Origin of the sequence: Vibrio sp. B1ASS3, assembly GCF_905175355.1 — a bacterium.
In the GTDB taxonomy this organism is placed as follows: domain Bacteria; phylum Pseudomonadota; class Gammaproteobacteria; order Enterobacterales; family Vibrionaceae; genus Vibrio; species Vibrio owensii.
The window spans coordinates 1,834,231-1,857,523 of sequence record NZ_HG992743.1 but is presented as its reverse complement, the minus strand read 5'-3'; the positions used below and the strand labels follow the sequence as shown (position 1 = coordinate 1,857,523).

Here is a 23,293-nt window from a genome sequence, read left to right as displayed (position 1 = left end):
CCTAAAACTGTATATAAAAACTGTCGATGGCCACCACGTAGAACACCATGATGGCAATGAATGTCAGAGACGGAAACGCAATGAAACGAGACAAGCGCGTCTTGTTCAAAATGATCACCGTTATCCATGTAGCGGTGACCGCTAGAATCAGCACCAAGAGCAGCGGCGAGAAGTAAACGTCACCCCAAGAGAGTTCGTGTGGCATTACTGCACCTCCCCATCTTGCTCGGCGCTGTTTTGGTCAGCACTTTTTTCCTCAGCACTGTCCGCTTGCGCTTTGTCTGATGGTTGCTCAAGAAGCAGTGGCGGTAGAACGCGTTCTTCCTCGTCTAGCAAATCATCCCAATCGCTGCGGTCTTGCATCTGTTTTGCAACGGTTTCTGATAAGAAAGGCTTACCAGTTTGGGTTTCCCAACCGCCACCGAGTGCTTTGTAGAGGGCAACCACTTGGTTTGCGACGTTACCTTTGATGGTGGCGTAGCTGTCTTCTGCGCGAGTCATCTTCTCTACTGAATTCAACAGACGCTCAAAAGAAATCTGACCGTTTTCGTATTGGGTCATCGAGATGTTGAACGCGCGAATGGACGAGTTCACCGATTGCAGACGCAACGACTTTTGCTCCAAGTACAAGTCGTAAGCTTCTAGCGCATTGGTTACTTCATTGACCGCTTGCAGCACCTTCTTGTTGTAGTTGGTGATGGTTTCTTGGAAGCGTGCATCTTCAAATCGGATGTTGTTCTTCACTCGGCCGTACTGAAAAATGTTCCAGCTAAAGCTTGGCCCCGCGACCATGGTCAACGAGTCACTGAAACTAAAGCTGCTGCCGTCAGGTACTGTGCTGTCGATACCAATCGAGCCGAACAGGGTGAAGCTTGGGTACAGTGCTGTTTCTGCAACGCCAATCTGAGCACTTTGCGCTCGTGCTTGCATCTCTGAAACCTGCAAGTCAGGTCGACGCATTACTAGATTCGCATCCACTTTGTCATCCAACAGAGGAGGGCGAGGTACGATGGAACGTTCATCATTACCAGACAAGGCTGGTTTTCTGCCTGAGGATTTAAACTGGTTTTCGTAATCAGCCATACGCTGGGCAAAACCATCAGATTGCAATAGCTTTTCAACGTCTTCTGGCAGGACACCCAAAAGCAATGCCAATGCCGTGCGCGACTGCTTCATTGCAATTTCAAGCGAAGGTTGCGCCGCTTTAGTATTGAAGAGCTGGTTCTTTGCTTGCTGAACGTCGAGCTCGGTTACGTTACCCGAATCAAACTGCACCTGAGTAATATTCACCACGCGCTCTTGGATCTCGATGTTTCGACGAGAAAGCAAAATACGTTCTTGGAACGTGCGGTAGTTGATGTAGTTGCGTGCTACCTCAGAGGTGATGGTCACCATGATGTCGTGGTATGACGCAATCGATGCGTAGTAACCAGCCTCAGCCGATTCAATGCCACGAGCGTATTTGCCCCAGATGTCCATCTCCCAACCAGCATCAAACGACAGCGCAGCGTTATTCACGCCTTGGTCGTTCACATAAGCTCTGGCTAAGTTACCGGAGACAGTTTGCACTTGTGGGTATTGCAATCCTGTGGAGATACCCAATAGCGAACGTGCTTGGACGATGCGCAAACCCGCCGCCTCAAGATCGAGGTTTTGTTGGCTCGCCATCTCAACCAGTTGGTTCAGTGTTGGATCGTTGAACTGCTGCCACCACTGCTGCAGTTTTTGCTCGGATTGTTGTGTGTCTTGCGCCGCTTTTTCTACCGACCAATCACTTGGCAAGGCGGTTTGCTCTGGATGGACGTAGTCCGGACCCAAAGTTGTACACGCACTCAATCCGAGTACAGAGAGTATGGCGAGGCTTGGTTTAGTTAGTTTTAGAAGCATCATATCCTCACCTTTAAAACCGCTTCTGACGTAAGTTCACCCAATCGATATCCTCGTAGGTTTGCTTGCATTGGTTGATCGCTTCGAACACGTTCCGTTTTAAATTCAGCAAGATATAAAAACCGGCAATCTCTGAATAAGCGTAGTCAGATAAATCCAACTCACTAAAGAAATCTTCCAGTTTATTTTCAAAGGATTGGTAATCCTGGCTGTATTTTTCGAACACAGAATCGAGTTCGTCGGTCGCCTGATGGCTTGCGAGTGCGCCTGCCATCAGAGGTAATATGGAATCGGTGTGCTTGCTGCGTAACTGTTTGATAAGTGGATTACTTAACAGCTTTTGTTCGGCAGCAATCAGAATGTTGACGTGGTTGCTCAGGGCGTCACAAGACTTGCTGAATGCACCAATCGCTTCGGGCGGTGTCTTGTCGAACAGCTTGTGGTTGATCTTCGACCCCCACACTTTGAGTTTTTTCGAAGAGACGTTCAGTGTGACCAAGTGCAGTGAACGTTTCATTTTCTTGTAAGCCGATTCAGACTGTTCGTGGTAGCTGGAAAACAAATCGCCCACATGCCTGAAATACCGCTCCTTCATGGTCAAGAACAAGTGCTCCGGACGGGAGTTGAACGGGAAGTAGTGAGCGAAAATGATCATGAACACCACCATGTAGAACAAGGTCATGATCGTCATCAGAATGCCGAAGTGATAGGTCATGTTGTTGTCGAGACCGAGGACAAACAAACCAATCATGTAGAAGATGGTCACCGGCCCTTTAAACAAGTAGAAGCCGATAAAGGTGTAGATGAAGATGAACAAGCCGAGTTCACCGCCGAGTTCTAATCCCGGCAAGATGAAGACATACGAAGGCACCGCAAATAGGAAGCCAAACGTAAACAAAATCAGCAACATGAATGGGTGAACAGGTACGAACGACAGCAGTGACATAAAGATGGTCGAGAAGGTAACAAACGAGTAGCCACCCGGTGGATTGAAGTAAATCCAAATCAACCCTGCCACCCAGTAGGTGGTGAAGGTTTTCACTGCGGTTTTGAAGTTTTCGGCATCCCACCAAAGGAACTTGCTCTTCTGCTTCGGCAATTCTTGTTTGAACGAAACATTGTTGGTCACAGAATCAATACAGCTGATGCTCTCTGCTAAGCGAGATAAACTTTGGTGCATTAATTTAAGCAAGTGACCAAGCGTGAGCGCAGAGCCTTTTGCAAGGTGTGGGGCATCCGATAAAGCCTGTTGGTTGTAATCAACTTTAAATTCCTGCGCGCGATAGGCTGGGCCTTCGTTGTCCCAAATCTCTTGACAGGTTTTGAATAGAGTTTGAATTTCTTCGATGGCTTGATCGAAGTTGTTGATGCAGCTTCGGTCTTGCTGGTGGCTAAAGTGACTGTGTGCTGCCACGCTGAGTTCTTGGGTGATTTGCTTATTGAAGTGGACGGCAAGTTGCCATTCTTTCATGTAGGCCGAGACATCGCTGCACTCGACACTCACGGTTGCGAAGCGTTGCTCTAGTGCGTTTTGCGCGGCAAAGACTTTGTCTAGCAACTCGTCGATAGTGGGCTTTGGTTCTTCGTCTTCCTCATTGTCCTGAGTACCCGAAGCCGGAATCAACCCTTGCTGTTGAGCATGCCTTTGTTCGAAGTTCTGTAAAATCGCTGCGAACAACGCTTGCTGAGCTTGGTTAAGTTGTTCAATAAGCTGACGAAGGTTTTGCTCTGTCTTTGTTGGCCATAAGAATGTGCCTACCAAGGTGTAAAGCACCACGCCAAAGATGGTCATGTACGCTCGGTCAACGCCGTACATAAACGCGCCTTCTGCATCGCCACCGTTAGACATCATCAAAGTCATTACGCCGGTTAGGGCAAGCAGCGTTGGGTCTTTTTGGTAAGCGTTACGGAAATAGAAGATAAAGGACACAACCACAGAGACGCTGAGCATGTACATGAAGCGGTCTTGAGCAAACATTCCAACTAGCAGCAAGCCAATCACAGCACCGACCAAAGTACCCAACACACGCAATGTGCCTTTCGCTAGCGATTCACGGCGGCTGCCTGTTGAAGCGATCAACATGACTGTCGTTGCTGCCGTCGACGCTTGCGGCCAACCCATGGCAAATGGGATCAGATAAGCCAGAGTCAGGCTAAGGGCTACTTTTGTGGCGAATTTGCTTTTATCGTTCATAGTCTCAAAGTTAGCTCAGGCTTATGTTTGTAAGTGGATGAATTTACTCAATCAATAATCAGAATTTCGTTCTGAAAAAATAGCGGAGGCGGAATATAGCGATTGAAAAGAGGTGGTTTGTAAATCCTTTGTCAAAACCAAATTGGGTTAAAATGCTCAAATCGCCGTTCACACCCCGTTACCTATGGCGTGAGGGAAAAATGACCAAGAAAACGTTTAACTAGAAAATCTCATTACTGATACAGTTTTGCAGGAGTTACCAAACCAAATTTCTATTCAAGGCTCATCGCCAGCGTGTTAGGCATTGCTCACGTCCAAAGTGCTGTGAAAACAAGTGCCTAACAAAAAGCATAGATGATGGGAGATAAGTTGAGAGGAAAGTTTTTATTTTTTATTGGCTTGCTGGAGTCTTTGTCGGTTTTTGGGAGCGAGATAAAAATACTAAAGCGATACCACCAAGGATGATGGCACTGGTGAAGATTGAGTGGGTAGTGAGTGGCTCACTTAACAACGCACTTCCTAAGACTAACGCAATTGCAGGGACAGAAAGTTGGTTGACTGCCGCTTGCAGCAAGGTCAGTTTTTGCATCACTTGATACCAAAGGACGTAACCGCAACCAGAGGCGATGGCGCCGGATGCAACCGCGAGCATTACGCCTTGCAACGTAACATGAACCGATTCCAATAGAAGAGGGGAGAGTAAAAGCCCAAAGATAGAAGCGGTAATGAATCCCCAAGTAATGCCGCTGCTAGGAGTGGGAGCTTGCTTACCCAAGGCGGTAAACCCTGCCCAACAAATGCCTGACAACACCATTAACAAAGCTGACCACACATCAGGACGTGTTGCTGATGGCAGCATTAACCACGCAAACCCAAGCAAAGAAACCGCAATACCAATAAGTTCGAGTAGTTTAAACCGTTGCCCTTGCCACCAGTAGAGTGCGAGTAAAGTCAGCTGCACGGCACCAAAAAGTAACAAGGCTCCGGTTCCAGCTGCTAGTTTTACATAAGCGAAAGAGAACAGCGCTGCATACCCAAATAAGGCCACACCAGCGAACACACTGAATCGAGTCGTTGGAATTTGGCTGCGCCAGTTGCCACGCAAAAGCATGATGACGATGAGAGTCAAGGCGCCAGAGAGTAAACGGATGAGAGTGAAGCTGCCCGCATCAATCAAACCTGCTGCCAATGCCAAACGGCACAACAGCGAGTTGGCGGCAAACGCCAACATGGCAATTACGGTCAGTAAAAATGTCGACATTCCTTATCCTCAAATATCATCAAGAGTCGCAGTGTAGCGCTAAATCGAAAGGGCTAATTAGTTGACAAAGTGATTAGTTATAGCTGAAACCATAGCGCAACGCAGAGCGTAAAGAGCATCACGTTGCGAAATTGAGCGAGAGCGGTAAGTGTTATAACATAACATTTGATTTTTAGACTCAACATAAAATGAGGAATTCAGATTGAATCTATTTGTTAACGATCTCACGGTTATTGATGCTTCGTACTTGTGTGAAACACGAGGCATGGTCGGCGAGAGTTGGATTCTGGACGTAGTAATGCACGGCGATCTCAATGAGATGAGCATGGTGCTGGATTTCTCGAAAGTTAAAAAACAAATCAAACAGTTGGTCGATCAGTACGTTGATCACCGCTTGCTTGTCCCTGTAAAAAATTCCGCAGTCGAAAGGGCGAATACTAAAGCCGGTTATACCCAAGTCGATCTCATGCGCGGAGAAAAGAGCATTCACCTGCATTGCCCAGATGAAGCCTTTTGCTTCGTGGATGCACAAGAAATCTCAATAGAGAGTGTAACGCAACACATCCACCAAGTTCTGCAAGGTCATTTACCAACTAATGTGGCATCGATTGACGTGACCTTGCGTCATGAAAAACTCGATGGCGCTTACTATCACTACACCCACGGTTTAAAAAAGCACGATGGCAATTGTCAGCGTATTGCACATGGTCATCGCTCGCCTATCCAAATTCTGGTTGATGGTCAGCGCGATGCCGCTCGTGAGGACGCTTTTGCGCAGCGCTGGCAGGATATCTACCTCGCTTCTATCGAAGATCTGGTTGAGATTAGTCATTTGGAACTGAGTGAACATGCGAGCCTCATCAACTGCGATACGCATTTTGGTTTCCGATACACCACTTCACAAGGTGACTTCCAACTTGCTATTGCGCACAGCGAAACCGAGGTATTGAACACCGATACGACGGTAGAGTTGTTGGCTGTGTTTATCGCCAATGAAATCGCTCCTTCGTTGAATGAAGGGCAGTCGTTACAAATCATCGCTTATGAAGGCATGGGGAAAGGAGCAATGGCGTTTCGCTAAGAGGGCGCCGCTCAATCTCAATCAAAACTCACTTTTACTCAATATTTGGAATATCACTTTTATGGACAAACTTAATCGTGTTCTGCTTGTGGCAGGTACGCATGGTAATGAGCTTTCTGGCATTTATCTTCAAAAGCTCATCAAAGATCGTCTTTATGTTGCCGACCGTTCGACGTTCAATACTCAGTGCGTGCTTGGCAACCCTGAAGCGGTAAAGCAAAACGTTCGTTATGTTGAAACCGATCTCAACCGTGAATTTGCCTTGGCGAATCAATCATTACCTGCGACTCAGCAAGAAACTGAAATCGCGCAGCAATTCACGCAAGTACATGCTCACCAAGAGAATCAATTGATCATCGACCTGCACAACACCACCAGTAACATGGGCGCGACCTTGATTTTGGTTTCTAACGACGTGTTCTATCGCAAGATGGGTGCGTATGTGAAGCAACGTATGCCAGAAGCCAACATCTTGTTTGAAGACAGAAAAGCGTGGGATGACCAACCATACTTGTGCACCACAGGGCAACATGGCGTGATGATCGAAGTTGGAGCTCAAGCGCATGGTTCACTGAAGTACGACACGCTAGAGCTAATGAAGAAGATGCTGACCATGGTGCTCGATTACCTTGAACAGCATAACCTTGGACAAGTTGGTGAGCTGAACGACTACGATGCGTATTTTTACACTGAAGAAGTGATGATCCCTGTCGATCACGATGGTATGCGTGTCGCGACAGTACACCCTATGATCTGTGGACGAGACTTCGAGGTAGTCAAACCGGGCGAACCACTGCTCGCGACTTTCTTTGGTTACGACATTTTCTGGGAAGGCAAACAGGATATCTATCCGCACTTCATCAATGAGAGTGCATACAGCAAAGCCAATATTGCCATGGCTCTTGCTGAGAAAAAGGTTGTGAGCGCGGAATAAGTACCAAAGCGAATAGCGAAACACGAAAAAAGGGGCGAGAATATCGCCCCTTTTGCTATTGGTAGCAGTGTCGCTCTAGCTTGGATTGGTCATTATTTATGACGAATCACCACCGCCATTTCGTCACCATCTGCGAACGGCTTTCCGCGCAAGTCGCTGTAGGTTGCTTGAACTTCTAAACCATGTGGCGCAAGTTCTGCTTTAAGCATGTCTAAAGTGAAATGTTGCAGCCAGTTATAGACTGTCCATTCTCGTTGCGCTTCAGTTATCACGTACTTGTCTAGCGTGACAAGGTCAGTGTCGTATTTGAATGAAGACTGAATACACCAGTAATCTTCTGCACTCCAAAAACCGTTCATGGCATTTTGATTGAGTGTCAGCGCTTCGGCTTGCTTGTTAAAACGTGTTTGCGTGTACACGTCTAATGCAATCGCTCCATTCTCAGCCAACAGTGTTTTGAACTTAGCAAACAACGTCGCACGTTGAGTTGGATTGAGCGCGCAAAGGTCACACATAACAAGCGTGATCAAATCAAACTGTCGTGTGTCACTGAACTCTAGGTAATTGCCTAAGTGATACTCAATAGCGAGGTTAGAAGACGCTGCTTGTTGAGTCGCATATTCCAGTGAGTTTTGCGAGAAATCCAATCCCAGCACCGTGCCTACACCACGCGTTTTTAAACGTTGGGTGTAAAGGCCAGGGCCGCAACCAAAATCGATGGTTTTTGAATCTTGGTTGAGACCAAATTCAGACACCAGCCAGTCAACAGATTCATCAATGAAGTTGAATGAGCGCGACGCGGCTTCGATTTCTTGGTTAAGGTGGAAGCTGAGCATCTGTTTCGCAATGTGGTTATCTGTCCACAGTACGTCTGCAGAGTATGCTGACCAAACGGCTGGTTTGGCAGTTGCTTCATTCAGTTTTTTAAACATAGTTGTAATTCCGACAATAAGTTAGCTTGTCGTCCTTACTTGAATTTAGGGGTTTTAGTTATCCTAAAACAACGTAAGGACGTTGATTAAAATGAGTGTGTTGAAAACGAATCATTGGAAATACCTCCTTGAAAATAGGGTTAAAAACGCGCGAAATTTATCAGTAATGTGTGGAAGAAGCAATCACGTATTGCTGCTGCTCTTCTCCCCATAAAGCGACTTGATGGTGTTTCTCAACCACACCAGTTTGGGATTGTACGCATTACGTTTGTGCCAAATCATGGTGAACGGGATCAGCAGTTTTTCTTGTTGTGGCTCTTCTAACGGAATGGGTAAACACACTAAATCTGGATGCAACTTCTTGGTGTAACTCTCACAGTATTGCGGCGCTGTGGTCAGCATATTGTGGTGTGGTTGCGCGGCCATAAACAGAGACTGTTCGAAGCTCGACATGGTTAAGCCAATGGAGCGCTGTAAGCCAAGTTCACTCAATACTTCATCCAGTGCCCATGTTTCACTCTTTTCCCAAACAATATTGATGTGTTGGTAACTCAAAAAGGTCTCAAGGTTCCATTCCTGCTTCAAAGCAGGGTGATCTTTGTGCAGGTACACCATAGGTAGGTCTGAGAACAGCACTTCAAAATCGAGGAAGTAAGGGAGCAGGTCGAGTGACTCTTTCGAGCGAGGATGGCTCTCTCTGCCAGTAAAGCCGATGTCTGCCTCTCCGCGCACAATCGCATCGAGTGAATCGTAATCCCAGTTACTGGTTTTGACTTTCGCATCTGGGTAGCGCTGGTGGATTGCAACAAGAAGATCATCAAGAATCGTCAGCACTAACGGGGATTCAATGGTCAGATCAAAGCGCACACCTTTTGGTGCTATATCGCTGCGTTTCTCCGCAATTTGGCTGCCAATTTGCAACCATTCCGCCAGATCTTGCTCCATGCTTTGCGCTAATGGAGTGGGTGCTAATCCCTTTGGTGTTTTCACAAACAGAGGATCATCAAACCAGTCACGGAGCTTATTGAGCGATTTACTTACCGTTGACGGCGTGACGTTTAATTTCTTCGACGCTTTGGAAACACTCTGCTCTTGCAGCAGCAATTGCAGAGTGAACAACAAGTTGAGATCAAGACGGGCTAGTGATTTCTTCATAGTGGCTTTCATGAGCAGGCTTAGGAATAAATAGTATTAGAGCCAAACTGATTGCGCCACCTATAGCTAGCACAAACACCAACATATTCAGCGCATTAACGCCGATTAAACCCATAAACCAGATGTAGAGGGCAGAGCAACACACTTGAGCGATGCCCAGTAATGAGCTTGCTACACCAGCACGCAGAGAGAAAGGGCTGAGCGCTTGACTCATGGCCACGCCAAAGCCAATTGAGAAGCCAGCGCAAATCAGCCCAAATCCGAATAAGTAAAATGGGATTCCCCATTGGTTTAGATGAGCAAAACCAATCACCATCGCCGCACTGACAAGCAAGGTTTGCGAAGTCAGCATCAGAGTACGTTGCTTAAAGTAAGACAATGCCAATGGCGCAGAGAAAGAAGTGATCATACTTACAAGCGCAGTGCCTGCCATGACAGAAGAATAGCCGCCACGGTCAAAACCAAGTTCGCCCATCACCAGCATTGGAGAGACATTCACGTAGGTAAGAATGGTGGTCACGCCGATGGCCGTAATGATGAGTCGGCTGATGAAAAAGCGCTCCGCGAACGTTTCTTGGGTAGAAGCTGAAGCGGTGTTTTGTTGTGGCGATGCACTAGGCTTGGATTCTTTCAGAACTACCATCGAAAGCAAACAAACCACCACACCCATGCCAGCCATTGTGGTGAACAGGCTTGGCCAAGGGAATTTGAGCATAATGAGATGGCCAACAACGGGGGCGATGACAGGAATGATGCAGGTAATGCCGTTAAGCATCGACAGCACCTTCGCACGGCGTTTGTCATCCAATGTGTCGCGCAGAATAGCAAATGCAACCACATAGCAAGAGCCTGCCCCAATACCTTGTGCAAAACGTGCGATTAAAAATGTGTTGGATTGTTCTGCCATTCCGCCAAGCAATGAGGCTGCAATAAAAATGGCTGCACCTACCATCGCTACGGGTTTACGGCCAACGGAGTCGGCGATTTTTCCTGCAAACAGCATGGTGGTTGCCATACCAGCAAGGTAAATAGAAAACGCGATGTGTAATTGTGACTCACTGGCGTTTAAATCCGCGGCAATTTGAGGCAAACCTACAAGATAAAGATCAATGGCGGTAGGATAGAGTAAAACAAGAGAGAAACTACAAAGCAGAAAACGAAACATGACAACCTCACTAACAGTTGATGAGGATAATAGTGTGCTAAACGTTTGCCTGCGAGTGGGAAATACGACAGCAGGTTTTTCCATTTACGACATACCCTGTGTGAAATGGGTATAAAAACAGCAAGGATGATTATGATTACCATTGAAAAGTACACGCCATGCCGTCATGAGCAAACCCTTGAGCTGCAAGTCTTAGAGGATCAAGTCCAATACACAGTCGCAAATATTCCTGAGTTATTGGAAAGCCTTAAACCGACAGAGCTGCCTCATTTGATCCTTGAAGATGACCGTGTGGTCGGGTTCTTTTTGTTTGATGCTGCGTACGGTGAAGACTATGACTTTTGCCCTCAAAGAAGTTTAGGTGTTCGCTCATTACTGGTGGGTCATCGCCATCAAGGCAAAGGAGTTGCTAAGCGAGCCATCAGCCAGTTTGCTGATTATGCGAAATTGCATTTTCCGAGCTTTGATTTTCTCTATTTGACGGTTAATTGCCGCAATGTACCGGCTTATCAGTGCTATTTGAAAGCAGGTTTTGAAGATACTAATGAGCTGTATCATGGTGGTCCGGTTGGGCCTCAGCACATCATGCGACAAGCCTTGTAATTAGCTTTCCAGACACTAAAAAGCCGCCCAGTTCTGCACTGGGCGGCTTTCTTTTAGATGTATTGATCGATTAGCGAACAAAGGCTTTGCGACCAGCGAACACCGCCATTGAGCCTAACTCGTCTTCAATGCGCATTAGCTGATTGTATTTTTCGACACGTTCGCCGCGACATGGTGCACCTGTTTTAAGGTGACCTGTGCGGAGTGCAACAGTCATATCGGCAATAAAGCTGTCTGTTGTTTCACCCGAACGGTGAGAGACAAACGCGCCCCATGCAGCGTGGTGACACATTTGAATCGCTTCAATGGTCTCGGTTAGCGAGCCAATCTGATTCAGTTTGATCAATGCTGAGTTAGCTGCATTCATGTCGATCGCTTTTTGGATGTATTTGGTGTTAGTAACCAGAAGATCATCACCAACGATTTCGATCTTACCGCCAAGCTTCTCATTCAGTAGTGGCCAGTTATCCCAATCGTCTTCGGCAAGTCCATCTTCTAGAAGAACCACAGGGAAGTCTTCTACCAACTTTTCGTAGTATTCAATCATCTCTGCAGAGGTCAGTTCACGGTTCTCTGAGCGTAGCTTGTATTTACCATTCTCATAGAACTCACTAGAGGCTGGATCCATACAGATACCGACATCGACACCAGGTTTTAATCCAGCTCTCTCAATGCCTTTGACAATCAACTCTAACGGCTCGCGGTTGGACTTCACAGCTGGCGCAAAGCCACCTTCATCACCCACACCGACTGAGTGATTAGACTCCAACAGGACTTGGCGCAATGCATGATACACCTCGCTGCCCCATTGCACCGCTTGTCTGAAGTTTTCAGCACCGTATGGCGCAATCATGTATTCCTGAAAATCCGGACCTTGCCAGCGAGCATGCACGCCGCCGTTGAGGATGTTCATACAAGGCACAGGTAATAGGTTAGCGCCCACACCACCAAGATACTGATACAGAGGTACGTCAGCGGTTAGTGCGGCTGCGCGGGCAACGGCGAGGGAGACACCAAGAATGCCATTCGCGCCGAGACGGGATTTGTTTTCGGTGCCATCTAACTCGATCATAATGCGGTCAATTAACGCTTGATCGCGCGAGTCTAAACCAACAATGGCTTCAAGCACTTCGGTGTTGATCAGTTGAACGGCGTTGAGCACACCTTTGCCACCAAAGCGGGTGTCGTCACCATCTCGCAGTTCAACCGCTTCTCGTGAACCTGTACTGGCACCCGATGGCACCGATGCTCTTGCTGCAATGCCACAGCCGAGTGTGACTTCGACTTCCACAGTCGGATTTCCGCGTGAATCCAAAATTTCGCGCGCCAGAATATCCTCAATCAAGAAATCCATAGTATGTCCTCAATGATCAGTTAGGTGGGGAAATGACTTTAAGAGTGTAGACACAGATTTTTGATTACGATGACTCTTGATATCTTTGATGTTGAAGACAGTTGTTTATGTGGCTGTTTTCACATAAATTCCAGAAAGGCCATTGGTTATCAAGGAAGAGTCGTGAAGATAGAAGTCGACAATTTAGAAAGAACAGCAGTCATTGCATTGCTAGAAGAACATTTGCAAGACATGTACGCCACGTCGCCACCAGAGAGTGTGCATGCGCTAGATTTAGATAAGCTCAAAGCGCCAGAAGTGACATTTTGGACCGGATGGAAGGGGGAGCAACTGCTTGGGTGTGCTGCGATTAAAGAATTGGATGGCCAACACGCGGAGCTGAAATCCATGCGCACCACGCCAGCGGCAAGAAACCAAGGAGTGGCGTCTCAGTTATTGATTCATGTGATTGAGCAAGCGAAGCAAAAAGGTTTGCAGCGCTTGAGTTTAGAAACGGGCTCGATGGAGTTTTTTAAACCTGCGCGCCTGTTGTATGAAAAGCATGGCTTTGTGTACTGCGAGCCGTTCGGGGATTACGAACTCGATCCAAACAGTCAATTCATGACCCTAGAACTGAGCTAGGGCCATGAATTTTTAGAAGCTAAATCCAATCGATTTAGAAATTCAGATTCAAGTTGATGGTTGGCGACAACAAGTCTGAGCGCTCGTCAGCTAATCGCTTTCTCTTCTCTTTCAGACGCTTGGCATTGTCTTTGTCTGGGTTGCCATCAAGTTGATTATCGATGACCGAGATTTCAGTATCGATCTCTTGGATGCGTTGCTGGCGTTGATATTCTTGATGACCTAACTGGTAGTTTTCAATGAATTCTTTGCTGCTGCACACGCCGTAATATTCTTTGCCTTCGATACCGACAGTGTAACCATTGTCTGGTGAGCAATATTGGATAGTGCCTTTATCAAAACCTTCTTTCCATTTCGCTCGGTCTGGTGTCACACCCGCTTCACCACAGTCTTCGGTATAGCTATTGATAACGTTTGGATCGTTGCCGTCTCGGCCATCTTGATAACCTACCTTGTACCAGTTCGCCGTCTGGCACTCATCCGGAGACATGCTGGCGCAACCAGAGAGCAAAGTGAGTAAAGCTAGGGGGATTAGCGCTCTTTTCATCAGTTACTGTCCTTTAAACAAAATCGAATTGATAACTCGAGTGTAAAATGAACACTGTTCATATCAATGGTTGAAATCATTGTATTCACAATTGTAGTGATAGATGAATATATTAGGGGCATCGAGCTTTGGAGTTCATTAAGAATGTGAACTCCAAGGTGCTTTTTAGATGATTAATATCAGTGGTTTAGTATTTTTCGAAGGGGGCAGGGCAAGAAGTTAGCTCGTTAGCTAGACTTCCATATAGGTTTGCTGAATAAAATTCAGTTTTATTGTTTGTATTTTCAACAAGTTTAATGCGTTGAGGTTCTGGATACATATTTTTAAAATCAAGCCAATGGTGGGCTAACGTAGATGAGTTTACAAGGTGGTATTGAAGGTGAACGTGCTCACCAATGCTGCACCAAAGTGTTGTTGCAGATGGTATTGTGTCACCCTCAGACTTAACCTCTGATTCAAAATGGCAGTTCAAAGGCGTTGCACAAGTCGCCATCAAAGAGCGTGTTTGACCTAGAACACCCTGATTAGATTCTGATGGTTGTGAGAATTGATAAAAGTAGCTTGCTCGGGCAAATCTTTGGTGCGTAGCTGTACCTCCCGGTACTGAATGAAGGTTGAATTTACGTTTTTCATTTTGAGTATCCCATTTCTTTTTCCAATGTTGCAGTAACAATTGTTGTACTTCATAACGAGGTGTTACTGTCACAACATTATTACTTGGGCTTTCATTTACACTGAAGCCATTGCCACGCAGCTCTATTATCGCTGAGTTTCCACTAGAGTCAGATATTGCCAAGTGGAGCTTAGTGAGTGTTTTTTTCTCATCGTCTTTTTCGCCATCTGGAACGAACTCACTGAACACAAATAATCGGTCTGGATTCTTTCTATAATAATTGGCTGCTTCTCTAACAGACTTGAAGCTGTCTAACGTGAATTGAACCCAGCGTAATGAGCTCATTAGTACGGCTCCATCAGGGACAGCAGCCTGTTCGCAATACGTAGTTTTATCTGCCTCTATCATATCGATGAGATTTTGTGGGATCGCATTATCACTGTTGACTATGTAGGTTACGTTTTTGAAGTAAGCGAACAGGTCTTCTAACCCATTTACAACAAGCCCTTTTTCATTGATACCATCAATTGCCGCCAGTCCCAGATTATCATCACCGAGATAAGTGCATATGCTGGAATACTTCGCTCTCCATGAATGTATAGCCTCGTTATTTGGTGACTTATCTATTCCAAAACGAACTGAACCACCGGAAGGTAGTCGGTATAAGTAAGTTGTTAATGGGTTATGCCAATCAAAGTTTCTTCCAGTCATAGGAAATGATGGGTTTAAACTATTGAAAATACGCGTACACATGAGATTTGAGCTCCTTCTCGAATTTTATTGATGAGTTACTTTGTATGTTAATAATTTGATATCATCATCATTCATGTCAATAAAAGTACCGCTAATTGGTTTTGTGATACGCAATTTATATTTTGAATTTGTATGGAAACAGATTTATGAGCATTGAAAGCTTGGAATACACAGAAAGAATAAGGAATAGAGTCTTAAGTGCAGTTAGTCTTATCTTTACGTTTGTAATGTGCGCCCTTGTTACATTTAATGTCCTCTATCATTCGCAATATCTCCTAGCATTCATTGAGGCATTATTCGCAGTTTTATCCCTATATATTTTTTATAAATGTCGCCAGGGGGGTTGCCATCCGTACTTAGTATTTTTCTATTTATTGAACATTGCGTCCTTGATTCTAGCGGCAAACTTGATCCTTCCTTTCACCGATGTCGTGTTTTTATGGGCGTTTTTCTTCCCTACCATCTCATACTTACTGCTTGGAGGGAGTTTAGGGTTCAAGCTTACTGCCATTGTTTTTGCTGCAGTAGGAGGCGTACTCTTGCAGCGTCTTTTAAACGACCCATTTTTTGCCTACGAGCCCGTGATGATAAACTTTGCCACATGCTACGTGACGATTTGGTGTGTGACGCACTTTTTTGAGATGAGTCGAGCACAAGCGAATGCCTCGTTGGCTAAACTTGCTCTTACTGACGTTTTGACAAATACCAATAACCGCCTTGCTTTTACTAACTCTTTTGCTGGATATGCTGGGGACTACCTACTGATGTTTGATATCGATGATTTCAAACATATTAATGACGAATACGGCCATGATACTGGTGATAAAGCTTTAACCGCCATTGGTCGCTGTTTGAACACCGAAATGGGCAATGAAAGAGTTTTTCGTGTTGGTGGTGAGGAGTTTTGTGTTTGGATATCCGCTGACGATACTCAAGAAGCTGTAATCAAAGCAGATCAATTGAGAGAGGTAATTTCAAATATTCAAGTGAAAGCAGGGAGTCGTCACGTTTGTCTTACTTTAAGCGGAGGCCTCGTTAGAAATGAGTACACGAATGAGTCTGAATTATTGAAGTACGCAGATCAATTAATGTACCAAGCCAAGGTTAATGGAAAAGATCAAATTACTCACTGTGTTAAAGCCGCTTAGAACATTAGCTTCAACCACAATACAAAAACAAAAGGGAACCTTAACTCACCGGCGCACAGGGTGAGTTAAGATGCCCTTATTATTGACTAAGATATTGAGTTCTTACTTTTAATCAGCTTTCAAATGAAAGTTTCTTGCCGAACGTCTCTTTCCAGTCTTTATCGAACTGTTCAACCGCCGGTTTTACTGCTGGGTGAGCGAACATTTGTGCCGCCACATCGGTTGGCAATGTAATGGCTTCGATGCCTAGCTTCATCACTTCCATCGCTTGTTGAGTGTTCTTGAAGCTGGCTGCCAAAATCTTCGCTGGTAGTTGGTTTTGATCGAGCAACAATTGAAGATCCGCGACCACTTCAACACCGTTGCCGTTCATCGCATCAATGCGGTTTACGTAAGGTGCTAGGTAGTCAGCACCGCACAGTGCCGCTAGGAAACCTTGTTGAGCTGAATAGATAGCGGTAGCAAGAACCTGAATTCCCTCTTTTTTCATTAGCTTAATTGCAGCTAAGCCGGTTTCTGTTGCTGGCACTTTTACCACCATATCGTAAGGCAATTCATTCAATTGGCGTGCTTCTGCCACCATGCCTTCGACGGTTGAACTCACGACTTGAGCATGAAAGCGAGGTGTACCGCCAAGTGCTTCTTGCATGCCTGCTAGGGTTTCATTCAGTCCCTGTTTTGACTTCGCCAAAATGCTTGGGTTTGTCGTCACGCCTTTTAGCGGTAGGCACTGGTTAAAGCGTTTTACTTCTGCCACATCAGCAGTATCTAAATAAAGTTCAATCATGGTTTCTACCTTAAACAAAATCTTCGTTTTGATGATGGGATCACTATAGATCTGACAATCGAACGAGATCTTGATTTTGATCAATTGAAATTTCATTTGAAACTATAATAATTTCATTAAATGAAAGTTAAGCGAAACTTGTAAACGCTCAAATGAAGCTTTCAGTTAGAAAACAGAAAAGCAGTTCATAAGACTCAACGAGCAAAAGAAGCGAATTAGGTACACAGCGGTAGCACAGACCAAGAGGTAAGCAGAGATGTATTTCAATATCCAACGATTCTCTACCCATGATGGCGATGGCATTCGTTCCATTCTTTTTCTTAAAGGATGCAGCTTGTCTTGCCCTTGGTGTCAAAACCCAGAAAGTCGCAGCGAAAAGCATTCACTGTTGTTTGATCAGCGAAGCTGCATGGAAGGTTGCCAGCTGTGCGTTTCTGCTTATCAAGCCACAACTCAATCTACAGCGGGTAGTGAAATGATGGGTGATGGTATTCAACGTATCGACAACCAGATCATCATCAATCGCAAAGCCATCAAAGAAGACCAACTGATCGCGCTGCGAGACGTCTGTCCTACGCAAGCACTGACTGTCTGCGGTGAAGAGGCGAAATCAGACATGTTGTTCGACACCTTAATGAAAGACAAACCGTTCTACGACCAAAGCCAAGGTGGCGTGACATTCTCCGGTGGTGAGCCACTCATGCAAGCCGATTTGGTGGCAGAACTCGCACAACGTCTGCATGACAACCAAGTCTCTACCGCTATTGAATCGTGCATGCATGTGCCGTGGAAGAACGTCGAAAAAGCCGCGCCGCATATTGATTGCTGGTTGGCGGATTTAAAACACACCGATGAAGAAAAGTTTCTTAGCTGGGCGAAAGGTTCACTAAAACGCATCAAAGACAATTTCCGAAAACTGGCACCTATCGCGAAGCGCATTGTGATTCGCGTTCCCGTTGTGCCGGGGTTCAATGACACCATCGAAGAGTTGAAAGACATCATCGATTTTGCGGCTTCACTAGAAAGCTGCCAAGAACTTCACTTGCTGCCGTACCACACGCTCGGCATCAATAAATACCGTTTGCTCGATATGCCTTACGAGTGTTCTGACAAGCCATTAAACAAACCAGAACTGCTAGAAAGCGCCATGCAATACGCAAGCGAAAACACCCAACTTAACGTGATTGTAAGAGGTTAACTATGGACCTGAATTACCTTCCTGAGCGTATCAAAGCGCACAAATCGGCACTGGTAAATATCGTAACGCCACCTGTCTGTACCGAGCGTGCAGAGGCATACACTCGTGCTTATCAAGCGAACGAAGACAAACCTGTAATTGTCCAACGTGCGCTAGCACTGCAAGAGCACTTACGCACTCGTACGATTTGGATTAAGCATGATGAGTTAATCGTCGGTAACCAAGCGAGCAAAGTACGCGCTGCGCCTATTTTCCCAGAATACACTGTACGTTGGATTGAAGCGGAAATTGATGAGCTAGCCGACCGCCCTGGTGCAGGCTTTGCGGTCACTGAAGAAGATAAGCAAAGCATTCACAGCATCACACCGTACTGGCGCGGTAAAACTGTTCAAGACCGTTGTTATGGCTTGTTTACTGATGAGCAGCAAGAAATTTTAGCCAGCACCATCATTAAAGCTGAAGGCAACATGACTTCGGGTGACGCGCACCTTGCGGTGGATAACGAGAAAATCCTTAAGCTAGGCATGAACGGTTTGTTAGAGGATGTTCGTCAGCACCGTGCTAACAATGATGTTTCGACCTTTGAAGGCTTGAAGAAAGAGCAGTTCTACAAATCGGTCGAAATCGTACTGCTTGCGATTCAAGATCACATAGTGAACTACGCTGAATTGGCGGCAAAAATGGCGCTAGAAGAGACACGCCCGCTGCGCAAAGCTGAGTTAGAAAGCATTGCGGCAAACTGTCGTCATGTCGCGAGCCACGCACCAGAAAACTTCTGGCAAGCACTGCAGTTGAGCTATTTCGTTCAGTTGATGCTACAAATCGAATCGAATGGTCACTCGGTTTCTTTCGGTCGTATGGACCAATTCCTAAACGAATTTTATGTTCGCGATATCGAAAACGGCGCGATTGAAAAAGACTTTGCACTAGAGCTATTACAAAGCTGCTGGTTGAAGCTGCTTGAAGTAAACAAGATTCGCTCTGGCGCGCACTCAAAAGCCTCCGCAGGTTCTCCGTTGTATCAAAACGTGTGTATCGGCGGTCAGAAGTTGAATGAAAAGGGTGAGCCTGAAGACGCGGTGAATCCTCTTTCTTGGGCGATTCTGGAATCTTGTGGTCAGTTACGTTCGACGCAACCTAACTTGAGTGTGCGTTACCATGAAGGTTTGAACCAAGAATTCTTAATGGGTTGTATCGAAGTGATTAAATGCGGTTTCGGCATGCCTGCTTTCAACAACGATGAGATTGTTATTCCTGAATTCATCAAGCTCGGTGTAGAGAAAGAAGACGCTTACAACTACGCATCTATCGGTTGTATCGAGACGGCGGTTCCGGGCAAATGGGGTTACCGTTGTACAGGCATGAGCTTCATTAACTTCGCCCGTATTCTGCTCGCTTCATTGAACGAAGGTGTGGATACAACAACGGGTAAAGCTTTCTTGCCACACGATAAGTCATTAGCAAAAGGCAACTTTGAGAACTTTGAGCAAGTGACGGCTTCTTGGGCAGAGCAAATCCGCTACTACACCCGTAAATCGATTGAGATTGATACAGTCGTCGACAGCGTGCTTGAACAGCAAGCTCAAGACATCTTCTGTTCAACTCTGGTGGATGACTGTCTGGCTCGCGGTAAAACCGTGAAAGAAGGTGGAGCGAAATACGATTGGGTATCCGGCTTGCAAGTCGGTATCGCAAACTTGGGTAACAGCCTAGCTGCAATCAAACACCTTGTTTTCGATGATGCGCAAATCACCCAACCAGAGCTGGCAAAAGCACTGGCAGAAGATTTCGATGGCATGGAGAACGAACAGCTTCGCCAACGTCTTATCAACTTTGCACCAAAATACGGGAATGATGATGACGCAGTAGACCAACTACTGGCAGATGCGTACCAAGTGTACATTGATGAGCTAGAGCAGTTCGTTAATACGCGTCATGGGCGTGGTCCAATTGGCGGCGGTTACTACGCAGGTACATCAAGTATCTCGGCAAACGTCCCATTCGGTGCTTCAACCATGGCAACGCCTGATGGTCGTAAAGCGAAAACGCCATTAGCAGAAGGTGCAAGCCCGTCGTCTGGCTCAGACCGTTTAGGTCCAACAGCTGTGTACAATTCGGTCGGTAAGATCCAAGCAAATAGGATCTTGGGTGGCGTGCTGCTTAACCAGAAGTTAAGCCCGGCAGCGGTTGCTTCTGAAGGGGATAAGCTCAAGCTTTCTATGTTGATTCGTACCTTCTTCAACCACCACAAAGGTTGGCACGTGCAGTACAACATCGTCTCTCGCGAGACCTTGTTAGCGGCGAAGAAGAACCCAGAGCAATATCGTGATCTTGTTGTGCGAGTTGCAGGTTACTCAGCCTTCTTCACCGCGCTATCACCAGATGCGCAAGATGACATCATCGCACGTACTGAGCACGAGCTGTAAGTACACTCACTAAGTAAAGCAAAAGGCACCGATTGGTGCCTTTTTGCGTTTTGGTATGAGTTTATTTACCCATATGCTCGTGGCGCATGTTTGTTAGCATTTCCAAGCGTTTTGAATACTGCTCTTGGAACGCTTTCGGGTCAACGCCTTCGGAAACTTGAGCGTATACTCGCATCTTGTTACCGCCGTAAATCTTCGCCAAATCTTCGTTGCTATAGCCTCGTGCCCATAAGTCATCAGTAATTGCAGCTAAGATCTTGGATAGCTCACCGTTGCCTGTTGCGCCCTTGTTGAAGGCGTCAATCATGTAGCCGCCATCGTCATACATCTTAGCATTTTTCATCGCAAAATCGACCACGCCTTTTGTTGAGAACATGTCATCAGTTGCGATACCAACATGGTCAACGCCAACCAATTTCACATAGTAATCAATCATATCTGCCGCTTGTTTTGGCGAAATGTCCTCAGGCCATACACCATCCATCATCCACTCAGTAAAGGTTGGAGATACATAACCGCCAGATTTCGCAGCACGAATTGCCTCATCATCAGGGATTGCACGGTAACAGCCTTTTGGTGTCGCATCGGGTTCACTCTTATACAAACCCGCAGGGACTGAGTGAGAGTAGATAAATGGCGTTCCAGCATAGTTCTTTTCCATATAATCCATCGCATCATTGGCGGTCTTGGAACCAGTATGGCTCAAGTCGAGAATTACGCGGTATTTCACCATCTCATCAATCACTGATTGGCCCCAAGGCGTTAAGCCAATATCGCGACCATTATAGGCCGCTAATTGACCTGAACCGGTACGGAAAATATCGTTGTACGCCAAGATCATGCTTTTCAAGCCCATGTCTTTAAGCAGCGCCATACGAGTCACGTCTTCTTCTAAAATGGTGGCAGTTTGGCTATTCCAAAGAACGGCGGTTTTGCCTTCTACGTGCGCTTTCTCAATGTCTTGGTTGGAATGGGCAACAATGAAGTTGTCTGGTTCTTTTGCCATGGCTGCACGGTGTTTGTGATGGTGGAAAATGAAGTCATCAAAGTTATGGTCAGCCGCAGTAATCGTGTATTCATGACCAGTAATGCCGTTGTCGCGTGCCAACTGGAAGTAATCGAGAAGTTGTTGATCGTCTGTCCAACCAGCACCATAAGGGCTTGCTAGCATGCCAATTACAATGGTGTCTTGAACAAAGGCTTTCGCTTTGTCTGAGGCTGGCCACGTTTTGCTTTCTACGCTGGCGTAAGCGGAGCCCATTGATACGGCGATAGTGATTGCTGCCAATGACATTTTCTTGATCATAGTAACCTCTCAATAGTGAGTGTAAGTCCGTTTATTTTGATGGGTGCATCTAGCGTTTAGAGATGGCTTTTGTCGTTAACGGTTTAATTCAACTAATTGAATATTAGTCAAAACTCAAGTTCTTGCTGCCAATCTCTAAGCGATAACGGAAACTTGATGTGAAATACGATCTATGGCTCAAATTTTTGCCTTAACTTCACTCAAGCGATGTGGTTATCTTAGCCAGTTAGGAATATGAAAATGTGCATTTTGCGCCACGTGCCCTATCTTTTGAAAAGCCAGTCAAGTAACGTCAGAAGTCGTGTAATGAAAAGAGACGTGTTGAACCTAGGAGAAGGTGTGAGTCATTCCATCCCATTGATTAGAAAAACAATCGTGTATGATTTTCTTGGTCAGTTAGTTCTGGAGCCTACAGCACTGGCGCAACTCCAAGAGCAAGCGGACATGCCATTTGCGCTAGACACTTCAACGGCTGAGTTCATTCCTTTCCATGCTTTTTCTCGGTTGCTATCTGGGTTGAGGCAGCACTTAGGCGCAAAGGTATTTGTCTCTTCATTACAACGTATCGCGAGGCAAGCGAGTCTTAATTTAAAGTTCAATCAAGCCACGTCGGAAAACGTCATAACGAGCTTAGGGCTAAGAGCCTTGTATGTTGAAACGTCAGCTCATGTCACTCGGGTAGAAGCTGATGCTAGTGCCTTTGAGCAAATAGAAGCCGAGTTGTTTCTAACGGTTTATCTTCATGCGTATATGAAAGCTTGGTACCCAAATCTGCAAGAGCCGAGCGCTTACTATTTGCTTCACCCGCAAGGCCAGCCTTTAACTGAGCTCCAAATCAGGAGCGATATTCCGCAGTTTCTTGGTCAAGAACACTTAGCGCTGGAGTATCCCGTTTTAGAAGGAATTGAAAGCATAAATTTGCGCACGGAAGATAAGCCTTTTGCTTACTATGTTGAGCAAGCTTTGTCTCCGTATGTTGGGCGAGTTGATATGTGTTTGGAAGTGTTTAGTGAGTTAATTGGCATTTCAAAGCGCACGGTACAGCGCAGTTTGAAGCAAGAAGGCACCAGTTTTCGAGAGGTAAAAGAGGCGCTCAACTTTATCTTTGCCAAACGCGTTTTGATTCAAAGAAACAGTGCCGTTGGAGATATTGCTGTGCACTTGGGATACGCTGATGCCACTCAGTTTGTGCGAGCCTTTAAACGCGCGAATGGCATCACCCCTTTGCAGTGGAAGAAAGCCAATCAATCCTCGATCTAGGCTTACTGAGCAAATCTGTTTGAGCTTTATCGTGTTTGGCAACATAACCATTTGATTAATTGAGTGGT

20 protein-coding genes are annotated in these 23,293 nt (G+C 45.9%); 8 read left to right on the top strand and 12 right to left on the bottom strand.

Going from position 1 to position 23,293, the window contains the following annotated elements:
* Window position 1: 1 nt before the first annotated feature.
* From KJB05_RS26545 to KJB05_RS26530, 4 genes are all read right to left on the bottom strand, one after another.
* Window positions 2-205, bottom strand: coding sequence for a DUF1656 domain-containing protein (locus KJB05_RS26545; protein WP_005453214.1), 204 nt, complete (start codon window positions 203-205; stop codon window positions 2-4).
* Window positions 205-1,890, bottom strand: a complete 1,686-nt coding sequence (locus tag KJB05_RS26540; protein WP_208444675.1) for a TolC family protein — start codon at window positions 1,888-1,890, stop codon at window positions 205-207. Before KJB05_RS26540 ends, KJB05_RS26545 begins: the two co-directional genes overlap by 1 nt.
* A gap of 10 nt (window positions 1,891-1,900) precedes the next feature.
* Window positions 1,901-4,081, bottom strand: coding sequence for an FUSC family protein (locus tag KJB05_RS26535; RefSeq protein ID WP_208444674.1), 2,181 nt, complete (start codon window positions 4,079-4,081; stop codon window positions 1,901-1,903).
* 391 nt (window positions 4,082-4,472) lie between these two features.
* Complete coding sequence (locus KJB05_RS26530) at window positions 4,473-5,342, bottom strand: DMT family transporter (protein ID WP_208444673.1); 870 nt, start codon at window positions 5,340-5,342, stop codon at window positions 4,473-4,475.
* 202 nt (window positions 5,343-5,544) lie between these two features.
* Between KJB05_RS26530 and KJB05_RS26525 the strand changes: the two genes are divergently transcribed.
* Both KJB05_RS26525 and KJB05_RS26520 read left to right on the top strand, forming a co-directional pair.
* A complete protein-coding gene (locus tag KJB05_RS26525) occupies window positions 5,545-6,423 on the top strand; it encodes a 6-carboxytetrahydropterin synthase (RefSeq protein WP_208444672.1) in 879 nt (292 codons plus the stop codon).
* A gap of 61 nt (window positions 6,424-6,484) precedes the next feature.
* Window positions 6,485-7,357 (top strand): aspartoacylase, encoded by an 873-nt coding sequence (locus KJB05_RS26520; RefSeq protein WP_208444671.1) that lies wholly within the window; start codon window positions 6,485-6,487, stop codon window positions 7,355-7,357.
* A 92-nt stretch (window positions 7,358-7,449) separates the two neighbouring features.
* On the opposite strand, the gene KJB05_RS26515 is transcribed toward KJB05_RS26520, so the two are convergent.
* The 3 genes from KJB05_RS26515 to KJB05_RS26505 all read right to left on the bottom strand — a co-directional run bounded on the left by KJB05_RS26515 (window position 7,450) and on the right by KJB05_RS26505 (window position 10,609).
* Window positions 7,450-8,289: a class I SAM-dependent methyltransferase gene (locus KJB05_RS26515; RefSeq protein WP_208444670.1), complete on the bottom strand. Its 840-nt coding sequence runs from the start codon at window positions 8,287-8,289 to the stop codon at window positions 7,450-7,452.
* A gap of 183 nt (window positions 8,290-8,472) precedes the next feature.
* On the bottom strand, window positions 8,473-9,444 hold the full coding sequence (gene yidZ / locus KJB05_RS26510; protein ID WP_208444669.1) for an HTH-type transcriptional regulator YidZ: 972 nt from the start codon (window positions 9,442-9,444) through the stop codon (window positions 8,473-8,475).
* On the bottom strand, window positions 9,419-10,609 hold the full coding sequence (locus KJB05_RS26505; protein ID WP_005436248.1) for an MFS transporter: 1,191 nt from the start codon (window positions 10,607-10,609) through the stop codon (window positions 9,419-9,421). Before KJB05_RS26505 ends, yidZ begins: the two co-directional genes overlap by 26 nt.
* Window positions 10,610-10,741: 132 nt before the next feature.
* Between KJB05_RS26505 and KJB05_RS26500 the strand changes: the two genes are divergently transcribed.
* Window positions 10,742-11,212: a GNAT family N-acetyltransferase gene (locus KJB05_RS26500; RefSeq protein WP_208444668.1), complete on the top strand. Its 471-nt coding sequence runs from the start codon at window positions 10,742-10,744 to the stop codon at window positions 11,210-11,212.
* A gap of 70 nt (window positions 11,213-11,282) precedes the next feature.
* Here KJB05_RS26500 and eno read toward each other — a convergent pair whose 3' ends face one another.
* Entirely contained in the window at window positions 11,283-12,566 is a 1,284-nt protein-coding gene (gene eno / locus KJB05_RS26495) for a phosphopyruvate hydratase (protein WP_038879500.1), read from the bottom strand.
* 162 nt (window positions 12,567-12,728) lie between these two features.
* On the opposite strand from eno, the gene KJB05_RS26490 reads away from it, so the two are divergent.
* Window positions 12,729-13,187, top strand: a complete 459-nt coding sequence (locus tag KJB05_RS26490) for a GNAT family N-acetyltransferase (protein ID WP_020195349.1) — start codon at window positions 12,729-12,731, stop codon at window positions 13,185-13,187.
* 34 nt (window positions 13,188-13,221) lie between these two features.
* Here the strand turns inward: KJB05_RS26490 and KJB05_RS26485 are convergent, their stop codons facing one another.
* Together KJB05_RS26485 and KJB05_RS26480 are read right to left on the bottom strand one after the other, a co-directional pair.
* Window positions 13,222-13,734, bottom strand: coding sequence for a DUF2799 domain-containing protein (locus tag KJB05_RS26485; protein ID WP_208444667.1), 513 nt, complete (start codon window positions 13,732-13,734; stop codon window positions 13,222-13,224).
* 187 nt (window positions 13,735-13,921) lie between these two features.
* Window positions 13,922-15,100, bottom strand: coding sequence for a linear amide C-N hydrolase (locus KJB05_RS26480; protein ID WP_208444666.1), 1,179 nt, complete (start codon window positions 15,098-15,100; stop codon window positions 13,922-13,924).
* Between the two features lie 146 nt (window positions 15,101-15,246).
* Between KJB05_RS26480 and KJB05_RS26475 the strand changes: the two genes are divergently transcribed.
* Window positions 15,247-16,248 carry a GGDEF domain-containing protein gene (locus tag KJB05_RS26475; RefSeq protein WP_208444665.1) on the top strand — a complete coding sequence of 334 codons (1,002 nt, stop codon included), beginning with the start codon at window positions 15,247-15,249 and terminating at the stop codon, window positions 16,246-16,248.
* Between the two features lie 112 nt (window positions 16,249-16,360).
* On the opposite strand, the gene KJB05_RS26470 is transcribed toward KJB05_RS26475, so the two are convergent.
* Window positions 16,361-17,035, bottom strand: a complete 675-nt coding sequence (locus KJB05_RS26470) for a fructose-6-phosphate aldolase (RefSeq protein ID WP_199459670.1) — start codon at window positions 17,033-17,035, stop codon at window positions 16,361-16,363.
* Window positions 17,036-17,291: 256 nt separating this feature from the next.
* Here KJB05_RS26470 and KJB05_RS26465 point away from each other — a divergent pair, with 256 nt between their 5' ends.
* A complete protein-coding gene (locus tag KJB05_RS26465; protein ID WP_033906693.1) occupies window positions 17,292-18,233 on the top strand; it encodes a glycyl-radical enzyme activating protein in 942 nt (313 codons plus the stop codon).
* Between the two features lie 2 nt (window positions 18,234-18,235).
* Window positions 18,236-20,659 carry a formate C-acetyltransferase/glycerol dehydratase family glycyl radical enzyme gene (locus tag KJB05_RS26460; protein ID WP_208444664.1) on the top strand — a complete coding sequence of 808 codons (2,424 nt, stop codon included), beginning with the start codon at window positions 18,236-18,238 and terminating at the stop codon, window positions 20,657-20,659.
* A 61-nt stretch (window positions 20,660-20,720) separates the two neighbouring features.
* Here the strand turns inward: KJB05_RS26460 and KJB05_RS26455 are convergent, their stop codons facing one another.
* Window positions 20,721-21,965, bottom strand: a complete 1,245-nt coding sequence (locus tag KJB05_RS26455) for a membrane dipeptidase (protein ID WP_208444663.1) — start codon at window positions 21,963-21,965, stop codon at window positions 20,721-20,723.
* A gap of 306 nt (window positions 21,966-22,271) precedes the next feature.
* Between KJB05_RS26455 and KJB05_RS26450 the strand changes: the two genes are divergently transcribed.
* The gene (locus tag KJB05_RS26450; RefSeq protein WP_244868327.1) at window positions 22,272-23,225 is read left to right on the top strand and encodes an AraC family transcriptional regulator; all 954 of its coding nucleotides are present in this window, start codon (window positions 22,272-22,274) and stop codon (window positions 23,223-23,225) included.
* The last annotated feature ends 68 nt before the right edge of the window (window positions 23,226-23,293 follow it).